We start from the raw sequence: 18,573 nt of genomic DNA, 5'->3' as shown, positions 1-18,573 counted from the left end.
AACACCATGACCATCCAATGTAAAGTAAAGTCTATTCAGCCGTTAGCTTGTAATACTTACCAAATCCTTCTTCACCCAGAATCACCAGTGCCTTTTAAAGCGGGTCAGTACCTAATGGTAGTGATGGGTGAAAAAGACAAACGTCCTTTCTCTATCGCGAGCAGCCCTTGCCGTCATGAAGGTGAACTTGAACTGCATATCGGTGCGGCGGAACACAACGCTTACGCTCAAGAAGTTGTCGAAGCAATGCAAGCGGTGCTTGAAACTGATGGTCAGATTGAAATTGATGCCCCGCATGGTGATGCTTGGGTTCAAGAAGAAAGTGAACGTCCACTATTATTAATTGCTGGTGGTACAGGTTTTAGTTACGTGCGCTCGATTCTGGATCACTGCGTAGCGCAGAACAAAACCAACCCTATCTATCTATATTGGGGCGCGCGCGATAACTGCCAACTTTATGCAAAAGAAGAACTGGTCGAGATCGCTGATAAGTTTACTAACGTTCACTTTGTTCCAGTAGTAGAAGAAGCACCTGCTGATTGGCAAGGTAAGGTTGGTAACGTGCTACAAGCGGTGAGTGAAGATTTCGAAAGCTTAGAAAACTACGATATCTATATTGCAGGTCGCTTCGAAATGGCTGGTGCAGCACGTGAACAGTTCACTCAGAACAAGAAAGCGAAGAGCGAACGTATGTTCGCAGACGCGTACGCATTCATTTAAATACGGCTTATGAGGCAAAAAAAGAGGGTTTTTTACCCTCTTTTTTGCTTTTTTGATGAAATAGTCATCGAACAGTCAGTTTTTTCCATTTTTTTCCAAAAAAGGGTTGCGAACGGATCTGAGTTCCCTATAATGCGCATCCACCGACACGGCAGACGCGATAAGGCTTCAGCAGGGTCGGAGAGGTAAAAAGCTTCTACGAAAATAAAATTGAAAAAGTGTTTGACACTGTCAATTAAATCGCTAGAATGCACCTCCGCTTTGAGAGAAAAGCTTCTCGCAAAGCAAGCTCTTTAACAATATAGACCTATCAATCTGTGTGGGCACTCGTTGATGATAATGCAATTGGATACCTCGGTATCAAATTAGGTTTCAATGAAACGAAGTGACCATTGAATCGAAAGATTCAGCACAGTCAATTCAAACATTACTTTATGTAATGTTCAGTATTCATTGAGCCGAACAAAATCTTAAATTGAAGAGTTTGATCATGGCTCAGATTGAACGCTGGCGGCAGGCCTAACACATGCAAGTCGAGCGGAAACGAGTTATCTGAACCTTCGGGGAACGATAACGGCGTCGAGCGGCGGACGGGTGAGTAATGCCTAGGAAATTGCCCTGATGTGGGGGATAACCATTGGAAACGATGGCTAATACCGCATGATGCCTACGGGCCAAAGAGGGGGACCTTCGGGCCTCTCGCGTCAGGATATGCCTAGGTGGGATTAGCTAGTTGGTGAGGTAAGGGCTCACCAAGGCGACGATCCCTAGCTGGTCTGAGAGGATGATCAGCCACACTGGAACTGAGACACGGTCCAGACTCCTACGGGAGGCAGCAGTGGGGAATATTGCACAATGGGCGCAAGCCTGATGCAGCCATGCCGCGTGTGTGAAGAAGGCCTTCGGGTTGTAAAGCACTTTCAGTCGTGAGGAAGGTGGTGTAGTTAATAGCTGCATTATTTGACGTTAGCGACAGAAGAAGCACCGGCTAACTCCGTGCCAGCAGCCGCGGTAATACGGAGGGTGCGAGCGTTAATCGGAATTACTGGGCGTAAAGCGCATGCAGGTGGTTTGTTAAGTCAGATGTGAAAGCCCGGGGCTCAACCTCGGAATAGCATTTGAAACTGGCAGACTAGAGTACTGTAGAGGGGGGTAGAATTTCAGGTGTAGCGGTGAAATGCGTAGAGATCTGAAGGAATACCGGTGGCGAAGGCGGCCCCCTGGACAGATACTGACACTCAGATGCGAAAGCGTGGGGAGCAAACAGGATTAGATACCCTGGTAGTCCACGCCGTAAACGATGTCTACTTGGAGGTTGTGGCCTTGAGCCGTGGCTTTCGGAGCTAACGCGTTAAGTAGACCGCCTGGGGAGTACGGTCGCAAGATTAAAACTCAAATGAATTGACGGGGGCCCGCACAAGCGGTGGAGCATGTGGTTTAATTCGATGCAACGCGAAGAACCTTACCTACTCTTGACATCCAGAGAACTTTCCAGAGATGGATTGGTGCCTTCGGGAACTCTGAGACAGGTGCTGCATGGCTGTCGTCAGCTCGTGTTGTGAAATGTTGGGTTAAGTCCCGCAACGAGCGCAACCCTTATCCTTGTTTGCCAGCGAGTAATGTCGGGAACTCCAGGGAGACTGCCGGTGATAAACCGGAGGAAGGTGGGGACGACGTCAAGTCATCATGGCCCTTACGAGTAGGGCTACACACGTGCTACAATGGCGCATACAGAGGGCGGCCAACTTGCGAAAGTGAGCGAATCCCAAAAAGTGCGTCGTAGTCCGGATTGGAGTCTGCAACTCGACTCCATGAAGTCGGAATCGCTAGTAATCGTGGATCAGAATGCCACGGTGAATACGTTCCCGGGCCTTGTACACACCGCCCGTCACACCATGGGAGTGGGCTGCAAAAGAAGTAGGTAGTTTAACCTTCGGGGGGACGCTTACCACTTTGTGGTTCATGACTGGGGTGAAGTCGTAACAAGGTAGCGCTAGGGGAACCTGGCGCTGGATCACCTCCTTATACGATGATTATTGCGATGAGTGTTCACACAGATTGATACGGTTTATAAAGTAAAGAGACGATACTGGGTCTGTAGCTCAGGTGGTTAGAGCGTTCGCCTGATAAGCGAGAGGTCGGTGGTTCGAGTCCACTCAGACCCACCAATTTCTTTTCCAAGAAATTGGCGACAGTATCGACACCTTGATGGGGCTATAGCTCAGCTGGGAGAGCGCCTGCCTTGCACGCAGGAGGTCTGCGGTTCGATCCCGCATAGCTCCACCATCTTTAAGTGTTCTTGAAAAAGAATCTTTAAAAATGGTTTTCATCAGAAAATCTCGCTCTTTAACAATTTGGAAAGCTGACAAAACAACAATTTATTGTTGTTTGTAAAGTTCTCAAAGTATTCCTTATGGAATACAACTAAAAACACATTCAAGTGTTCTTGGAATTTGAGTCCGGCAAAATCGAATGTCTCTCGCTCATTCAAATAATGAGAGACAACTTTGGTTGTTTAACATCAATTCGAAACTCCTTCGGGTTGTATGGTTAAGTGACTAAGCGTACACGGTGGATGCCTTGGCAGTCAGAGGCGATGAAGGACGTATTAACTTGCGATAAGCCCAGATTAGGTAGTAAAAACCACTTGAGTCTGGGATTTCCGAATGGGGAAACCCACTTACATAAGTAAGTATCGTTATGTGAATACATAGCATAACGAGGCGAACCGGGGGAACTGAAACATCTAAGTACCCCGAGGAAAAGAAATCAACCGAGATTCCGAAAGTAGCGGCGAGCGAAATTGGACTAGCCCTTAAGCTTTATAGGCGTTAGGTGAACAAGCTGGAAAGCTTGGCGATACAGGGTGATAGCCCCGTAACTGACGACGCATATTCAGTGAAATCGAGTAGGGCGGGACACGTGATATCCTGTCTGAATATGGGGGGACCATCCTCCAAGGCTAAATACTACTGACTGACCGATAGTGAACCAGTACCGTGAGGGAAAGGCGAAAAGAACCCCTGTGAGGGGAGTGAAATAGAACCTGAAACCGTGTACGTACAAGCAGTAGGAGCAGGCTTGTCCTGTGACTGCGTACCTTTTGTATAATGGGTCAGCGACTTATATTCAGTGGCAAGGTTAACCATCTAGGGGAGCCGTAGGGAAACCGAGTCTTAACTGGGCGTTCAGTCTCTGGATATAGACCCGAAACCAGGTGATCTAGCCATGGGCAGGTTGAAGGTTGAGTAACATCAACTGGAGGACCGAACCGACTAATGTTGAAAAATTAGCGGATGACTTGTGGCTAGGGGTGAAAGGCCAATCAAACCTGGAGATAGCTGGTTCTCCCCGAAAGCTATTTAGGTAGCGCCTCGGACGAATACTACTGGGGGTAGAGCACTGTTAAGGCTAGGGGGTCATCCCGACTTACCAACCCTTTGCAAACTCCGAATACCAGTAAGTACTATCCGGGAGACACACGGCGGGTGCTAACGTCCGTCGTGGAGAGGGAAACAACCCAGACCGCCAGCTAAGGTCCCAAATTACTACTAAGTGGGAAACGATGTGGGAAGGCTCAGACAGCCAGGATGTTGGCTTAGAAGCAGCCATCATTTAAAGAAAGCGTAATAGCTCACTGGTCGAGTCGGCCTGCGCGGAAGATGTAACGGGGCTAAGTAGTAAACCGAAGCTGCGGCAATGTGCTTTTGCACATTGGGTAGGGGAGCGTTCTGTAAGCGGTTGAAGGTGTGTGGTAACGCATGCTGGACGTATCAGAAGTGCGAATGCTGACATGAGTAACGATAAAGGGGGTGAAAAACCTCCTCGCCGGAAGACCAAGGGTTCCTGTCCAACGTTAATCGGGGCAGGGTAAGTCGACCCCTAAGGCGAGGCCGAAAGGCGTAGTCGATGGGAAACGGGTTAATATTCCCGTACTTCTTACAATTGCGATGGGGGGACGGAGAAGGCTAGGTGGGCCTGGCGACGGTTGTCCAGGTTCAAGTGCGTAGGCTTAAGAGTTAGGTAAATCCGGCTCTTTCTAAGGCTGAGACACGACGTCGAGCATCTACGGATGTGAAGTCATTGATGCCATGCTTCCAGGAAAAGCCTCTAAGCTTCAGATTGTAAGGAATCGTACCCCAAACCGACACAGGTGGTCGGGTAGAGAATACCAAGGCGCTTGAGAGAACTCGGGTGAAGGAACTAGGCAAAATGGTACCGTAACTTCGGGAGAAGGTACGCTCTCGACGGTGAAGTCCCTCGCGGATGGAGCTATTGAGAGTCGCAGATACCAGGTGGCTGCAACTGTTTATTAAAAACACAGCACTGTGCAAAATCGCAAGATGACGTATACGGTGTGACGCCTGCCCGGTGCCGGAAGGTTAATTGATGGGGTTAGACTTCGGTCGAAGCTCTTGATCGAAGCCCCGGTAAACGGCGGCCGTAACTATAACGGTCCTAAGGTAGCGAAATTCCTTGTCGGGTAAGTTCCGACCTGCACGAATGGCGTAATGATGGCCACGCTGTCTCCACCCGAGACTCAGTGAAATTGAAATCGCTGTGAAGATGCAGTGTACCCGCGGCTAGACGGAAAGACCCCGTGAACCTTTACTACAGCTTGGCACTGAACATTGACCCTACATGTGTAGGATAGGTGGGAGGCTTTGAAGCGCAGTCGCTAGATTGCGTGGAGCCGTCCTTGAAATACCACCCTTGTAGTGTTGATGTTCTAACGTCGACCCCTTATCGGGGTTGCGGACAGTGCCTGGTGGGTAGTTTGACTGGGGCGGTCTCCTCCCAAAGCGTAACGGAGGAGCACGAAGGTGGGCTAATCACGGTTGGACATCGTGAGGTTAGTGCAATGGCATAAGCCCGCTTGACTGCGAGAATGACAATTCGAGCAGGTGCGAAAGCAGGTCATAGTGATCCGGTGGTTCTGAATGGAAGGGCCATCGCTCAACGGATAAAAGGTACTCCGGGGATAACAGGCTGATACCGCCCAAGAGTTCATATCGACGGCGGTGTTTGGCACCTCGATGTCGGCTCATCACATCCTGGGGCTGAAGTCGGTCCCAAGGGTATGGCTGTTCGCCATTTAAAGTGGTACGCGAGCTGGGTTTAGAACGTCGTGAGACAGTTCGGTCCCTATCTGCCGTGGGCGTTGGAGAATTGAAAGGGGCTGCTCCTAGTACGAGAGGACCGGAGTGGACGAACCTCTGGTGTTCGGGTTGTGTCGCCAGACGCATTGCCCGGTAGCTAAGTTCGGGATCGATAACCGCTGAAAGCATCTAAGCGGGAAGCGAGCCTTGAGATGAGTTCTCCCTGATACTTTAAGTATCCTAAAGGGTTGTCGTAGACTACGACGTTGATAGGCAGGGTGTGTAAGCGTTGTGAGGCGTTGAGCTAACCTGTACTAATTGCCCGTGAGGCTTAACCATACAACACCCAAGGGGTTTTGATGGACTCAAAGAAAGAACAAAACTTGATTGTGTAGAGAACACAAAAACAGCTTTCCAGATTAAAGAATTTGCTTGGCGACCATAGCGTTTTGGACCCACCTGACTTCCATGCCGAACTCAGAAGTGAAACGAAATAGCGCCGATGGTAGTGTGGGGCTTCCCCATGTGAGAGTAGGACATCGCCAGGCTTTAAATATCGTTATTTGCATAGACAAGTAACAACATCATCAGTGTACTAATCTGTTGATGACAATTTGTGGAGAGATGGCTGAGTGGTTGAAAGCACCGGTCTTGAAAACCGGCATACGTTAATAGCGTATCTAGGGTTCAAATCCCTATCTCTCCGCCACTATTCAGAAGCCTCGCTAGAAATAGCGAGGCTTTCTTCGTTTCTGACGCTTGGAAATTCGTTAGGGACTGGGATCCATCCCTTAGTTGATCGTATCCCCGGACTAGGTATCCCTGCACTATGTCACTTGAGAAGCCTTGCTTTAAGCGCGTTCTCGCTATCCACGGGTTGTGCAGCGACAGAAGTCTATAACTTTATCTTCTAACGAGAACCATCAAGTCTGAGTATTGGCATTCCTACCTCTAAGGGTGAAGTGTTTCTGTTAACAAGAGACTTGTCTTTACTCTTTACTCGATGTTACGTGCGTTAGCGCTCTTAGTGTTACCTAATGGCTATTCGCTATCTTGCCCAAGTTGGTACAATAAATACGCTCTAAGCATTGTATAGGACAGTCCTTCATTGAAGAGAATGGAGAGTATCGGAGCTTATGTACCTATTTTGCTTCCTGCACTATTTCAAGTTACCTGTATTTTGTTAGTAGAGCTCCTTCCTAGAAACTTATATTTGGTTGTTCGCCTTGAAGAAAGTGAGTAAGCTATCTTTTAGAGGCTTTTAGTGAGCTTAATGGAGTGCTTCTGGGAACGAACTAAAGAAGCTTTGCTGGGGCTTCCCAAAGAAGTTTAGGCGATTACAGGGCATTAGCTCTAGTGGATATTGCAGGTTTGTGTAGTGTTGATGAGTGACAGGCAATAAAAAAGCCGACAGTAAACTGCCGGCTTGGTTAGATGACCGCTACTTAGTCGTTCTGGACGAGCGTGAGAGCTTTACGAGAGACTTCGTGAGCGGCTTTAGTTAGATTCTGCTTCTCTAGTGTATCTGCTAGGAATGCATAATCAGAGACGTCAGAGCGAAGCTTTAAGGCGATCTCAAAGTGGTCTTGGGCTTCTTGCCACTTCTCTTGACGGAAATAGAAGTGCGCTAATGCGCTATGCGCTGCGGCGTTATCTGGCTCTTTCTTCACTACCCCCTCTAAGAAAACCACGACAGGGTGGATATCTGGCAGGTTTAGATCTGGCAGTAGTTGATAAAGCTCAGGAGCCGGTTGTTTTTTCAATGCTTCTTTTAGCACAGTAAAGGCTTCAGCATCTGCTTTCCGGGCTATCAACTCACGAGCAAAACAGGCGACTAGGTGTGTGTCTTGTTTTACTTTGCGTGCAAGGCCATTCCAATGAGAGATAAGCCCTTCGCTACCTTGCTGCTGTGCTACTTCATGGAGTAAGCCGCATTGCGCCTTTTGAATCAGCTCTGCGTGTTCTTCTTCCGTGATGAGTTTTGCTTTGGTGAGTTGTGGCAAGAGGTCAATAAGAGGTTGCCACAATTTTAGCTGCATGTACGTTGTTTTCAGCAAGTTCAATACAATCGAATTACTCGCATACTGACCTTTTAACGATTGCAAAGTATCGAAAGCAGCCTCGAACTCGTTGTCGCGGATAAATTGTTTCGCTCGAGTCAGCTCTACTGCAAGATGAGCATTCTCTTGCTGGCTTGCTAGCTCCAGGTAGTGATCACGTTTTGCTTTATCACCTTGACCTTGTGCAGCTTCAGATGCGACTAAGTAACAAAGTAGCGGCATATCGTGATGATTCGCCCAACGAGTCACTTTTTTCTCGGCACCTTTCCAGTCTCCTTCAAGGAGTTTAATAATGCCTTCATTGGTGTATCGACGGGAATGGCGCATTTTGCGCACACTGAAGTAGTTCCATGTTGTAGAACTTGCGTAAACTAGCTTTTTAATTAGGTACTCAAGTAGAAAAAGACCTGCGAGTGCTGCGATAACGAATACGACCAATGTCGTTACGCTCATCTCGATCGTTTTCTCAGCGATGGAGATGAGTACATAGCCTTGCTGACCAGAAAATTGAGTGCCAACAAATAGTCCTGCACCTAGTACAACAAATAGGAAAATAAGACGAAACATTACTTATCCTCCATACCTGTCATCGTTGTGACTTCGCGACGTAGGCGCTCACGGATGACATCTGATAGTTGAGACTGACTTTGCAGTTTCGTTGGGTATTCCACTTGAATGTTTTGCTGGCTTAACTGGTTAACAGTTTTGTTGAACTCTTTAACGGAATTATCGTCTTGGTTGAAGAAAGCTAATGCCCATTTGTCGGCCGTTTTTAGAGACGTGGTGTAAATTTTACCTTGCTCTTGGTACACCGCTTTTATTGCGGTCTCCAATTTGGCTTTGATGTTTTCTTTTAGGTAAAAGTGTTGCTCAGGAGAAAGCAGTGGAATGACGTTACCATCGCGCGTGCGGAAGGTAATGAAGTTTTCTGAAAAGTCTTTCAGAGATGTCATTAAGTTATCTTGCCAGTTTGCAATATCTTCTGACACTTCCGTGTTCTCTACGGCTTCTGCTTCTGGGAGTAGTGCATTGGCGAGAGGTAGCTTGTCTACTTGCTGTTGCAGAGCAGTTAAGCGTAGTACCAATCCATCACGGTCAATCAGCGGGATAGTACGAAGTTTGGTGATATCGTTCGCCATTGCTTTGCGTAGTTTGACGAGGCTAGGGTCATTCAGTGCTGCAATGCGTTGATCAGCACTTTCCATTAGTTGAGTTGCGCTTTCTACGTCATGCTCTAAGAACAGTTTACGACCTGCTAATTTGACGAGGTAATCGGCTTCAGCAAGTAGCCAGTCGTTTGGTCGGCGACCTTTCACATCGGCAACGGCAAGCTGTAAGCTTTCAATGCTCTTCTGTTGCTGTCCAAGTACCACTTCCGCTTTGTGTGTCACGGTCGTTGCTTTCTCGATGGTTTCTTCTTGTACCCGGCTGAGCTCTTGCTTCATGGAAGCTTGAGTGCTTTCTAGCTGACTTTTTAGTTGGGCGATCTGCGCTTGGTAATCGGCTTGCTGCTGATGCAGCTTGTATGCGAGGCCACCGCCAAAAATAATCGATAAGATGATAGCGACTGTGCCTAGTTTAACTCCGCGCTTACCTTGTTTTTCTTCAAATTCGACTTTGGTTGGCTCGGCTGTTTTTGGGGGCTCGGCCACCTTTGGCTGTTCTTTTTTAGGGGCCGCATCCTGCTGCGATGTGCTTTTTTCGGCTAGCGGTGCCGATGAGGTTTCTTCGGAAAGGTTTTTATCGTTATTTTTTTGGTCGTTATTTTTACTTGTCATGCCTATATCCTGTGTAGCTAGGGCTGGAGAGCCGCCAGTAATTCCTGGTTGGATGCGCTTCCCGTGCATCTCACCCGAGTGAACCCCCTTTGAAGTGCGATGTCAGCGATACGCTGACTGGGGATATACAACTCTTGTTGATTAAGCCAAGTCAATTGCTCTGACGTCAATTGGCTGCACAAATAATCCAGTTGCTCACCACTGGTGACGATGATCTGGTCAATTTGTAGGGTTTTCCATAGTGAGACACAGCTTACTGGATCGAATGGGATGAATTCTCTCTTGTAAGTCTCACTATAGTGAACTTTTGCGCCACGTCTCACCAATGCATCTTTGATCAGCTCTCTTCCACCGTTCCCACGAAGGATAAGAACCTGTTGTTGGGCCACATTATTGAGCTCTGGCAGTCGCAATAAATGTTCACTATCACTGACTTGGGGATAGTGTACTTTCTGTTGGGTACATTTGCTTAAATAGTGTGCTGTTTTTTGACCAACGGCAAGGTAAATGGCTTGTTTCGGCCATGATGTCTCGTTGCTGGCTAAGATTTGCTGTGCACATTGCACGGCATGTCGACTAACAGCGATAACAATTTGAGCTTGATGCAGGTGTTTAGAGAGGTGCGTGTCCGTGAGATCGGCGACAATGTCGATCAGAGGATGGTGATATGCGGAAATGCCGTGCCTTTCGAGCAGAGAGCAAAGCGCGCTGCCTTGCTCTCCCGGCCGAGTGACCAACACTGCCATGATTATTCGTGATCTGCGTACAGCTTAGTTAGGATTTCACGAGCGCCGTTATCCAGTAGTTCATTGGCTAACTGCACTCCTAACGTTTCGCCGTCTTTACGATGGCCACGGATTTCACCACGAACAATTTCGCTGCCATCTGGTTCGCCAACTAATGCGCGTAGCCAAATGTTATCGCCATCTAGCAGGGCATAGCTGCCGATAGGTACCTGACAGCCGCCTTCTAGCGTCAGGTTCATTGCGCGCTCACACAAAACGCGGTCTACGGTGTCTTGGTGGTTAAGCGGCTCAAGTAGCTTAAGCAGCCTTTCATCGTCAAGGCGGCACTCAATACCGACAGCACCTTGGCCTACCGCAGGTAATGATTGCTCTGGCTCGATAAAGCTACGAATGCGTTCTTCAAGTTTCAATCGTTTAAGGCCAGCCGCAGCAAGAATGATCGCATCGTATTCACCCGCATCTAGTTTACCAAGGCGAGTGCCCACATTACCGCGAAGCTCTTTAATGATGATATCTGGACGATATTCTTTCAGTTGGCATTGACGGCGCAAACTGCAAGTACCAACCACTGCACCTTGAGGGAGTTCATCAATGTTGCTATAGGTATTGGAGACGAAAGCATCACGAGGGTCTTCACGTTCACAAATGGTCACGAGACCAAGACCTTCCGGGAAATCGACGGGCACGTCCTTCATTGAGTGAACGGCAAGGTCTGCACGGCCTTCTAGCATTGCGACTTCAAGCTCTTTTACGAATAAGCCTTTGCCGCCAACTTTTGCTAGCGGTGTATCTAAAATCACGTCACCTTTGGTCACCATGGTTACTAACTCGACTTCCAAACCAGGGTGAGCGGCTTGAAGGGCGTCTTTGACAAAGTAAGCTTGCCATAAAGCAAGAGGGCTTTTTCGAGTTGCAATGCGAATAGGTGTGGATTGTGTCATGATCTTCTCAATGCTGTTTGGATTTGGGTTTATCCTACCATTCTCATCAAGAAATGCTTACTGTTAGTTCGTTATCTCTGAGAGCTATGAATGGAATTACATGACGTTATGAAAATAGTGTGACTGGATTCTCAATTAGACTAAGGACTATTATTAGTAATAGGTAATAAGAGCGACACTACCGCGCGATTAATTTTGTGACTAAAGTATGGTTTTGCATCCTGAGTGGTGCGTGGGCGTGAAACTTTACCCGCACCAATAAAAGTGTTAAATTGATCACGTTTTTAGGCCGTTTTGGTTTAAAACGTCAGCAGATTTTCGTGATTGTTCAACCAAGGAATTCCCCTTGCAGGCTTACACCCAAAAAATCATTCAGCGACTAGATAATTTGAATCAGCAGCGAGTTGATCGCGCGCTGGCGCTTATGGATTCGCAAAGCCAGCAAGTCTTCCACTTGATTCCTGCCTTGTTGAACTACAACCACCCTGTGATTCCTGGCTATTACGATGCCGATGTCCCGTTTGGTGTGCATGGGCTGGCGCTAAATAGCATTCAGCAGCAATTCATTGATGACATTCAACTTGCGATTGGTCAGCCACTTAAGACGGCAGAGAAGCCGGCTATCTTGGGCTTATACACCATGGGCAGTACCTCATCAATTGGTCAAAGTACTTCTAGTGATTTAGATATTTGGGTGTGTATTTCGCCAGATATGGATTGTGACGAGCGAGAATTGCTGACCAATAAATGCTTGCTGATCACCGACTGGGCACAAAGCCAAGGGGTGGAGGCGAACTTCTTCTTAATGGATGAAGAACGCTTTAGAAGCAACCATTCTGAAGAGATGACGGGTGATAACTGTGGCTCATCTCAGCACTTACTTTTGCTTGATGAATTCTATCGCAGCGCGGTGCGTATTGCTGGACAGCGTTTATTATGGCAAATAGTGCCGCCAGAAATGGAAGAGTGTTACGACGAGTATGTTTCTCAATTGTGCAGTGATGGTTACATCGACTGTAGTGAATGGATCGACTTTGGTAAATTGAACCGCATTCCTGCTGAAGAGTACTTCGGCTCGAACTTGTGGCAGCTATACAAAAGTATCGATTCTCCCTACAAATCGGTATTAAAAGCCATTCTGCTTGAAGCTTATTCGTGGGAATACCCGCATACGCAACTGCTAAGCATCGACACCAAACGTCGTTTCTTTGCCCATGAGCCAGATCTCTACGGTATGGATGCGTACTACTTAATGCTGGAAAAAGTAACCCGCTATTTAGAGCGAATCCAAGACGACACTCGTTTGGATTTGGTGCGCCGTTGCTTCTATCTCAAAACCCATGAAAAGTTGTCGCGTGAACCAGATGTCGGTTCAGTGGCTTGGCGCCGTGAAGCGCTGAGCGACATGATTGCAAAATGGGATTGGGATGCCAGCGTTGTTGCTGAGCTCGATGATCGCCGCAACTGGAAAGTTGAACAGGTAAAAGTGGTGCATCATGCGTTGCTGGATGCGTTGATGCAGAGCTACCGTAATTTGATTCAATTTGCGCGTCGCAATGACATTACCTCCGCTATCAGCCCGCAAGACATCAGTATTTTGGCTCGTAAGCTTTACGCTGCTTTTGAAGTATTGCCGGGCAAAGTGACGTTGCTCAACCCGCAGATTTCCCCTGATTTGCATGAACCGGATTTAAGCTTCATCGAAGTGAAAGATGGTGGTGTGAACAAGTCTGGTTGGTATCTCTATAAACAACCTCTGATCGCGCACCGCATTTTGGGGCAGCCATACTTAGAACATCATGAATACTTGAGCAAGTTAGTCTCTTGGGCATTCTTTAATGGTTTAATCACCGAGTCGACTCGTTTGCACGCGGTAGTGCGTGAAGCGCAACTGGATATCGATAAGTTCTACCAAATGGTGAGCGACTTACGAAATACCTTTGCGCTGCGTAAGCGCCGTCCGACGATGCAGGCATTAGCGAGCCCATGTGAGATCAGCCAGCTAGCGATGTTCATCAACTTTGAAAATGATCCTACGTCAGAGCTTTCGGGCCGTTCACTGAAAGTGGATGTGAAAAATACCGATATCTTCAGTTTTGGTCCGGAACATAAAAACTTAGTCGGCAGTGTCGACTTGGTTTACCGTAACTCCTGGCATGAAGTGCGTACGCTGCATTTCAAAGGGGAAACGGCGATGCTGGACGCACTGAAAACTATTCTGGGCAAAATGCACCAAGACGCGTTGCCACCAGAATCGGTGGATGTGTTCTGTTATGCGAAGAACATGCGTGGTGTTATGCGTAATATGGTCTACCAGCTTTTAGCGGAATGTATCGACTTACGCTTGAAGCCAGTAGAGCAAGAAAAACGTCGCCGCTTTAAAGCGATGCGCCTTGGTAACCAAACTTACGGGCTGTTCTTTGAACGTCGTGGTGTGTCGGTGCAGAAGTTAGAAAACTCCATTGATTTCTATCGCAGCATTTCTACTAACAAACTTAAAGGCTCGCCGCTATTAATGCTCGATCGTGAGCAAGAGTATCAAATGCCAGAAGCGGTGGATGGTTTTGCTAGTGAAGGTCTGGTGCAGTTTTTCTTTGAAGATAATGAAGATGGCTTCAATATTTATGTGTTGGATGAGTCAAACCAAGTTGAAGTGTATCACCAATTCAGTGGCTCCAAAGACGAGATGATTTCGTCCGTGAACAGCTTTTACACATCAGTAAAAGACGACAGTCGTGTTGCGTCGAAATTTATCAACTTTAACCTGCCGCAGTACTACCAGATTATCCATCCAGAAGAGGGCAATGCTTATATCATCCCTTATCGTAATGATGGTTGCTCGCCGCATCGTCCGACGAAAGCGGTGAACGCGTAATTAAACCCGTATCAATAAACAAAAGAGCACTTCGGTGCTCTTTTGTTTTGGTGACGATTGACCAGCATTATGCCCAATCAATGGCTTCGCCCGCGTGCTTTTCACACTCTTGCTTCACCATTTCAAATAGCTCCATGCCCGTTTTTGAGCAGGTCCATTTATCTTCAATAAGTTTGAAGTGGAAACCACCAGATTTGGACGCTAGCCAGATCTCATGCATCGGCTCTTGGCGGTTAATGATGATTTGGCTGCGGTCTTCAAATTCCAATGTCATTACGTTGCCAGTGACTTCGTAATCAATGTCTGCGCCTGAATCATCGATGGATTCTTCGATGATTTGCATCTGCGCATCCACCAGTTGATGAAATTCAGTATCGTTCATCCGTCTATCCTATTGCTTTTCCTGAGTGTGGTGCGATTATAGGGGGCATTGATTCAATAATCACGATATGCGAAATGAAAAAATTAGTTACTGTGTTGTTTGTGATGGTTGCCGCGACGTTAGCGGGATGTGGCCAGTCTGGCTCACTATACATTCCAGATGACACTCAACAGAATGAGCAATCACAATAAATAACCGCGCCTTAGGGTGAAATTAGGGTTCAGCAGTCGAATAAAATAAGGGAAGCGAATTTTGGATTACTTCAACTATCAGGATGATGGCCAGCTTTGGGCCGAAGACGTCCCACTTCAAGCTCTTGCAGAGCAATATGGCACTCCTCTTTACGTATATTCTCGAGCCACGCTAGAGCGCCACTGGAAGGCGTTTGATAGTGCTGTGGGTCAACATCCTCATCTAGTTTGCTACGCGGTGAAAGCGAACTCAAACCTAGGCGTATTGAACGCACTGGCGCGTTTGGGTTCGGGCTTTGATATCGTATCAGGTGGTGAACTTGAGCGTGTGATTGCCGCAGGCGGTGATCCGAAGAAAGTCGTCTTCTCTGGTGTTGGGAAAACACCTGCAGAAATGAAGCGTGCTCTTGAGCTAGGTATCAAATGTTTCAACGTTGAATCTGAGCCTGAGCTAGAACGTTTGAATAAGGTTGCGGGTGAGCTTGGTGTGATTGCGCCTATTTCTCTGCGTATCAATCCAGATGTCGACGCGAAAACACACCCTTACATTTCGACTGGTCTTCGCGACAATAAATTCGGCATTGCGTTTGATCGTGCGCCAGATGTTTATAAATTCGCGCAAAGCCTGCCGAACTTGAATGTGCAAGGCATCGACTGCCACATTGGTTCTCAGCTGACCAATATCGACCCATTTATCGACGCGACAGACCGTTTATTAGCTCTGATTGATGATTTAAAAGCGCAAGGCATTAACATTCGTCACCTTGATGTCGGCGGCGGTTTGGGTGTGGTCTATCGTGATGAGTTACCACCTCAGCCTTCAGATTACGCCAAAGCGTTACTAGGTCGTCTTGAAAATCACCAAGACTTGGAGCTGATTTTTGAGCCGGGCCGAGCAATTGCTGCGAATGCAGGTATCTTGCTAACGCGTGTTGAGTTTTTAAAACATACTGAGCACAAGAACTTTGCCATCATCGATGCGGCAATGAACGACTTGATGCGTCCTGCACTATACCAAGCATGGCAAGATATCGTGCCAGTTTCGCCGCGCACGGGTGAAGCACAGACTTACGATTTGGTTGGCCCTATTTGTGAAACCGGCGACTTCTTGGGTAAAGATCGCGCACTCGTTTTGCAAGAAGGTGATCTACTCGCGGTTCGTTCAGCAGGTGCCTATGGTTTTGTGATGTCTTCGAACTACAATACTCGTACCCGAGCGGCAGAAGTAATGGTGGATGGTAAACAAAGCCACTTAGTTCGCCAGCGTGAGGAGCTGACCAGTTTGTGGCAGCTGGAACAGATTCTACCGGAGTAACACACAACAAATGCATTTCCACTTTTCCAAAATGCACGGTTTGGGCAACGACTTCATGGTCGTCGACTGTATTACCCAGAACGTGTTTTTCTCGCAAGACCTGATCCGCCGTTTGGCGGATCGTTATACCGGCGTTGGTTTTGACCAATTGCTCGTGGTAGAAGCCCCTTACGACCCTGAAACTGATTTCCATTATCGGATTTTCAATGCCGATGGTAGTGAAGTCGAGCAGTGCGGGAATGGCGCGCGCTGCTTCGCGCGCTTTGTTCGCTTAAAAGGGTTGACCAATAAATACAGCATCAGCGTAAGCACCAAAAAAGGAAAGATGATTCTCAACATCGAAGATGATGGAGAAGTGACGGTCAACATGGGTGTGCCAGAGTTTGAGCCGAACAAAATTCCTTTCAAAGCCAAGCAAAAAGAGAAAACCTACATCATGCGCGCTGGTGAAAAAACGCTGTTCTGTGGCGCGGTAAGCATGGGTAACCCGCATGTGGTGACGGTGGTCGATGACGTGGATACTGCTGATGTCGATACATTAGGCCCGCTGCTTGAGTCACACGAGCGTTTCCCAGAGCGCGTCAACGCTGGCTTTATGCAGGTGGTGAGTCGTGACCATATTCGTCTTCGAGTTTACGAGCGAGGCGCAGGTGAAACACAAGCTTGTGGTAGTGGCGCATGCGCGGCGGTAGCGGTAGGGATTCTTCAGGGTCTGCTGGATGAAAACGTTAAGGTTTCTCTACCAGGTGGTGAACTGCGAATTGCGTGGCAAGGTCCGGGTAAGCCGTTGTTTATGACCGGACCTACAACGCATGTATTTGATGGTCAATTGTCTTGCTAGTAGAAGAAAAAGGAAACGGTTTGTCTCAAGTAGAAGCAGATGCCTTAACGGCTGAAGTGGTGGCCGAGTACCTCAAAGATCATCCCGATTTTTTTGTGCAGCGTCCGGAGCTTGTGGATCGTCTATCTTTCCCACACTCAGACTTGGGTGCGGTGTCTTTGGTGCACATACAAATGAATCGCCAACGTCAGCGCATTGAAGAGTTAGAGGAAGAGATCACCACACTGATGTCGCTTGCGGCGAACAACGATCGCACCTTTTACGAATTTATGGATTTGCAGGGGCAGATTCTAAAGTGTGGTGACTTTAAACAAGTCATTCATTCTATTGAAGAGAAAGCTAAAGCACTGGGCTTACGTGCGTTTGTTCGATTGTTTAGTCAATGCGACGCATCGATTCAATTGAGTAAGGAAAGTTATCAACGTTTTGCGACCACTCACTTAAATGGCAAAGACGCGTACCTAGGACGTCTTCGCAAAGTGGATCGTGAAGCTTTGTTTGGCAATATGGATGTGCCGGAAATGGGGTCCTATGTGGTACTGCCGCTCGTGAAACAGCAAACACTGGGCGTGCTAGCGTTCTCTAGTGAGGATGGCGGTCATTTTCAACCAGATATGGATACCTTGTTTTTGCGTCACCTATCATTAGTAGTGGCACATCTCGCTCAAACATTGGTATGGCAAAGTTACGATGACGACAACTCCCAACACTCCTCTGCCAAATAGTCTGCAAAAGCCTCTTGAGCGCTTCTATGAATTCTTACGAAGCGAAAAGGGGCTCAGCCTACATACTCAACGCAATTACAAACAGCAGCTAGAAACCATGGCGCAGCACTTGGCTGAAATGGGACTTAAAGATTGGTCTCAAGTTGATGCAGGCTGGGTGCGCCAATTAGCAGGTAAGGGCATGCGGGAAGGCATGAAAGCCAGCAGTTTAGCGACGCGCCTCTCATCGCTGCGTAGCTTTTTCGATTTCCTTATTCTGCGTGGCGAGATGTCAGCTAACCCTGCCAAAGGGGTTTCAGCGCCACGTAAAAAGCGCCCGTTGCCGAAAAACCTCGATGTTGATGAAGTGAGCCAACTGCTTGAGGTCAACGAAGACGACCCGTTGGCTGTGCGTGATCGCGCCATGATGGAGCTGATGTACGGTGCAGGCTTGCGTTTGGCTGAGTTGGTGAGTGTGGATGTACGTGATGTACAACTGCGCAGTGGCGAGCTTCGTGTTATCGGTAAAGGCGATAAAGAACGTAAAGTACCATTTTCTGGCATGGCAACTGAATGGGTTGCCAAGTGGTTGAAAGTCAGGGGTGACATTGCTGCACCAGGTGAACCCGCCTTGTTTGTGTCTAAACTCGGAACGCGTATTTCGCACCGTAGCGTGCAAAAACGTATGGCAGAATGGGGACAGAAACAGTCTGTGGCGAGCCATATTAGTCCGCATAAATTGCGTCACTCGTTTGCGACACATATGCTCGAATCCAGCAATAACTTACGTGCGGTGCAAGAGCTTTTAGGGCACGAGAACATTTCGACGACCCAAATCTACACGCATTTGGATTTCCAACATTTAGCGCAAGCCTACGACCAAGCCCACCCACGCGCACGTAAAAAGAACGGGGAGTGAGC

General features: G+C 47.8%; 12 protein-coding genes, 3 tRNA genes and 3 rRNA genes. 13 read left to right on the top strand and 5 right to left on the bottom strand.

Going from position 1 to position 18,573, the window contains the following annotated elements; translation table 11 throughout:
- Window positions 1–6: 6 nt before the first annotated feature.
- The 7 genes from fre to J8Z23_RS15765 all read left to right on the top strand — a co-directional run bounded on the left by fre (window position 7) and on the right by J8Z23_RS15765 (window position 6,528).
- Window positions 7–720: an NAD(P)H-flavin reductase gene (gene fre, locus J8Z23_RS15795; RefSeq protein WP_434634234.1), complete on the top strand. Its 714-nt coding sequence runs from the start codon at window positions 7–9 to the stop codon at window positions 718–720.
- Window positions 721–1,192: 472 nt separating this feature from the next.
- A 16S ribosomal RNA gene (locus J8Z23_RS15790) occupies window positions 1,193–2,745 on the top strand.
- Window positions 2,746–2,811: 66 nt separating this feature from the next.
- Window positions 2,812–2,888, top strand: a tRNA-Ile gene (locus tag J8Z23_RS15785).
- A gap of 42 nt (window positions 2,889–2,930) precedes the next feature.
- Window positions 2,931–3,006 (top strand) — tRNA-Ala (locus J8Z23_RS15780).
- A gap of 262 nt (window positions 3,007–3,268) precedes the next feature.
- Window positions 3,269–6,158 (top strand): 23S ribosomal RNA (locus J8Z23_RS15775).
- A gap of 92 nt (window positions 6,159–6,250) precedes the next feature.
- A 5S ribosomal RNA gene (gene rrf, locus J8Z23_RS15770) occupies window positions 6,251–6,367 on the top strand.
- Together the 16S, 23S and 5S rRNA genes with 3 tRNA genes alongside form the textbook arrangement of a ribosomal RNA operon.
- A gap of 70 nt (window positions 6,368–6,437) precedes the next feature.
- Window positions 6,438–6,528, top strand: a tRNA-Ser gene (locus tag J8Z23_RS15765).
- Window positions 6,529–7,264: 736 nt separating this feature from the next.
- Here J8Z23_RS15765 and J8Z23_RS15760 read toward each other — a convergent pair.
- The 4 genes from J8Z23_RS15760 to hemC are packed head-to-tail and all read right to left on the bottom strand — an operon-like array spanning window position 7,265 to window position 11,344.
- Entirely contained in the window at window positions 7,265–8,446 is a 1,182-nt protein-coding gene (locus J8Z23_RS15760) for a heme biosynthesis protein HemY (RefSeq protein ID WP_005393852.1), read from the bottom strand.
- Window positions 8,446–9,657: a uroporphyrinogen-III C-methyltransferase gene (locus J8Z23_RS15755; protein WP_301659822.1), complete on the bottom strand. Its 1,212-nt coding sequence runs from the start codon at window positions 9,655–9,657 to the stop codon at window positions 8,446–8,448. Before J8Z23_RS15755 ends, J8Z23_RS15760 begins: the two co-directional genes overlap by 1 nt.
- A 17-nt stretch (window positions 9,658–9,674) precedes the next feature.
- Entirely contained in the window at window positions 9,675–10,403 is a 729-nt protein-coding gene (locus tag J8Z23_RS15750; protein WP_074190035.1) for a uroporphyrinogen-III synthase, read from the bottom strand.
- A gap of 2 nt (window positions 10,404–10,405) precedes the next feature.
- Window positions 10,406–11,344 (bottom strand): hydroxymethylbilane synthase, encoded by a 939-nt coding sequence (gene hemC / locus J8Z23_RS15745; RefSeq protein WP_005393847.1) that lies wholly within the window; start codon window positions 11,342–11,344, stop codon window positions 10,406–10,408.
- A gap of 346 nt (window positions 11,345–11,690) precedes the next feature.
- Between hemC and J8Z23_RS15740 the strand changes: the two genes are divergently transcribed.
- Complete coding sequence (locus tag J8Z23_RS15740; RefSeq protein ID WP_006743006.1) at window positions 11,691–14,219, top strand: class I adenylate cyclase; 2,529 nt, start codon at window positions 11,691–11,693, stop codon at window positions 14,217–14,219.
- A gap of 67 nt (window positions 14,220–14,286) precedes the next feature.
- Here the strand turns inward: J8Z23_RS15740 and cyaY are convergent, their stop codons facing one another.
- Window positions 14,287–14,601: an iron donor protein CyaY gene (gene cyaY / locus J8Z23_RS15735; protein WP_012841286.1), complete on the bottom strand. Its 315-nt coding sequence runs from the start codon at window positions 14,599–14,601 to the stop codon at window positions 14,287–14,289.
- A 74-nt stretch (window positions 14,602–14,675) separates the two neighbouring features.
- Here cyaY and lptM point away from each other — a divergent pair, with 74 nt between their 5' ends.
- From lptM to xerC, 5 genes are all read left to right on the top strand, one after another.
- The gene (gene lptM / locus J8Z23_RS15730) at window positions 14,676–14,792 is read left to right on the top strand and encodes an LPS translocon maturation chaperone LptM (protein ID WP_005378746.1); all 117 of its coding nucleotides are present in this window, start codon (window positions 14,676–14,678) and stop codon (window positions 14,790–14,792) included.
- 61 nt (window positions 14,793–14,853) lie between these two features.
- Window positions 14,854–16,107 carry a diaminopimelate decarboxylase gene (lysA, locus tag J8Z23_RS15725; protein WP_006743007.1) on the top strand — a complete coding sequence of 418 codons (1,254 nt, stop codon included), beginning with the start codon at window positions 14,854–14,856 and terminating at the stop codon, window positions 16,105–16,107.
- A 10-nt stretch (window positions 16,108–16,117) separates the two neighbouring features.
- On the top strand, window positions 16,118–16,948 hold the full coding sequence (dapF, locus tag J8Z23_RS15720) for a diaminopimelate epimerase (protein ID WP_264910474.1): 831 nt from the start codon (window positions 16,118–16,120) through the stop codon (window positions 16,946–16,948).
- The gene (locus J8Z23_RS15715; protein ID WP_006743009.1) at window positions 16,942–17,673 is read left to right on the top strand and encodes a DUF484 family protein; all 732 of its coding nucleotides are present in this window, start codon (window positions 16,942–16,944) and stop codon (window positions 17,671–17,673) included. The genes dapF and J8Z23_RS15715 overlap by 7 nt, the downstream gene beginning before the upstream one ends.
- Window positions 17,639–18,571 carry a tyrosine recombinase XerC gene (xerC, locus tag J8Z23_RS15710; protein ID WP_257897048.1) on the top strand — a complete coding sequence of 311 codons (933 nt, stop codon included), beginning with the start codon at window positions 17,639–17,641 and terminating at the stop codon, window positions 18,569–18,571. The genes J8Z23_RS15715 and xerC overlap by 35 nt, the downstream gene beginning before the upstream one ends.
- Window positions 18,572–18,573 lie beyond the last annotated feature (2 nt).

Origin of the sequence: Vibrio sp. SCSIO 43086, assembly GCF_051132235.1 — a bacterium.
Taxonomy (GTDB): Bacteria; Pseudomonadota; Gammaproteobacteria; order Enterobacterales; family Vibrionaceae; genus Vibrio; species Vibrio diabolicus.
The sequence above is the reverse complement of the archived record's forward strand: the minus strand, read 5'-3'. Positions and strand labels throughout refer to the sequence as shown.

What these genes read in the sequence shown, in the direction of transcription:
- cyaY (WP_012841286.1), bottom strand. Translation starts at nt 14,601, where the DNA reads ATGAACGATACTGAATTTCATCAACTGGTGGATGCGCAGATGCAAATC.
- hemC (WP_005393847.1), bottom strand. Translation starts at nt 11,344, where the DNA reads ATGACACAATCCACACCTATTCGCATTGCAACTCGAAAAAGCCCTCTT.
- fre (WP_434634234.1), top strand. Translation starts at nt 7, where the DNA reads ATGACCATCCAATGTAAAGTAAAGTCTATTCAGCCGTTAGCTTGTAAT.
- dapF (WP_264910474.1), top strand. Translation starts at nt 16,118, where the DNA reads ATGCATTTCCACTTTTCCAAAATGCACGGTTTGGGCAACGACTTCATG.
- J8Z23_RS15760 (WP_005393852.1), bottom strand. Translation starts at nt 8,446, where the DNA reads ATGTTTCGTCTTATTTTCCTATTTGTTGTACTAGGTGCAGGACTATTT.
- lptM (WP_005378746.1), top strand. Translation starts at nt 14,676, where the DNA reads ATGAAAAAATTAGTTACTGTGTTGTTTGTGATGGTTGCCGCGACGTTA.
- J8Z23_RS15755 (WP_301659822.1), bottom strand. Translation starts at nt 9,657, where the DNA reads ATGACAAGTAAAAATAACGACCAAAAAAATAACGATAAAAACCTTTCC.
- xerC (WP_257897048.1), top strand. Translation starts at nt 17,639, where the DNA reads ATGACGACAACTCCCAACACTCCTCTGCCAAATAGTCTGCAAAAGCCT.
- J8Z23_RS15750 (WP_074190035.1), bottom strand. Translation starts at nt 10,403, where the DNA reads ATGGCAGTGTTGGTCACTCGGCCGGGAGAGCAAGGCAGCGCGCTTTGC.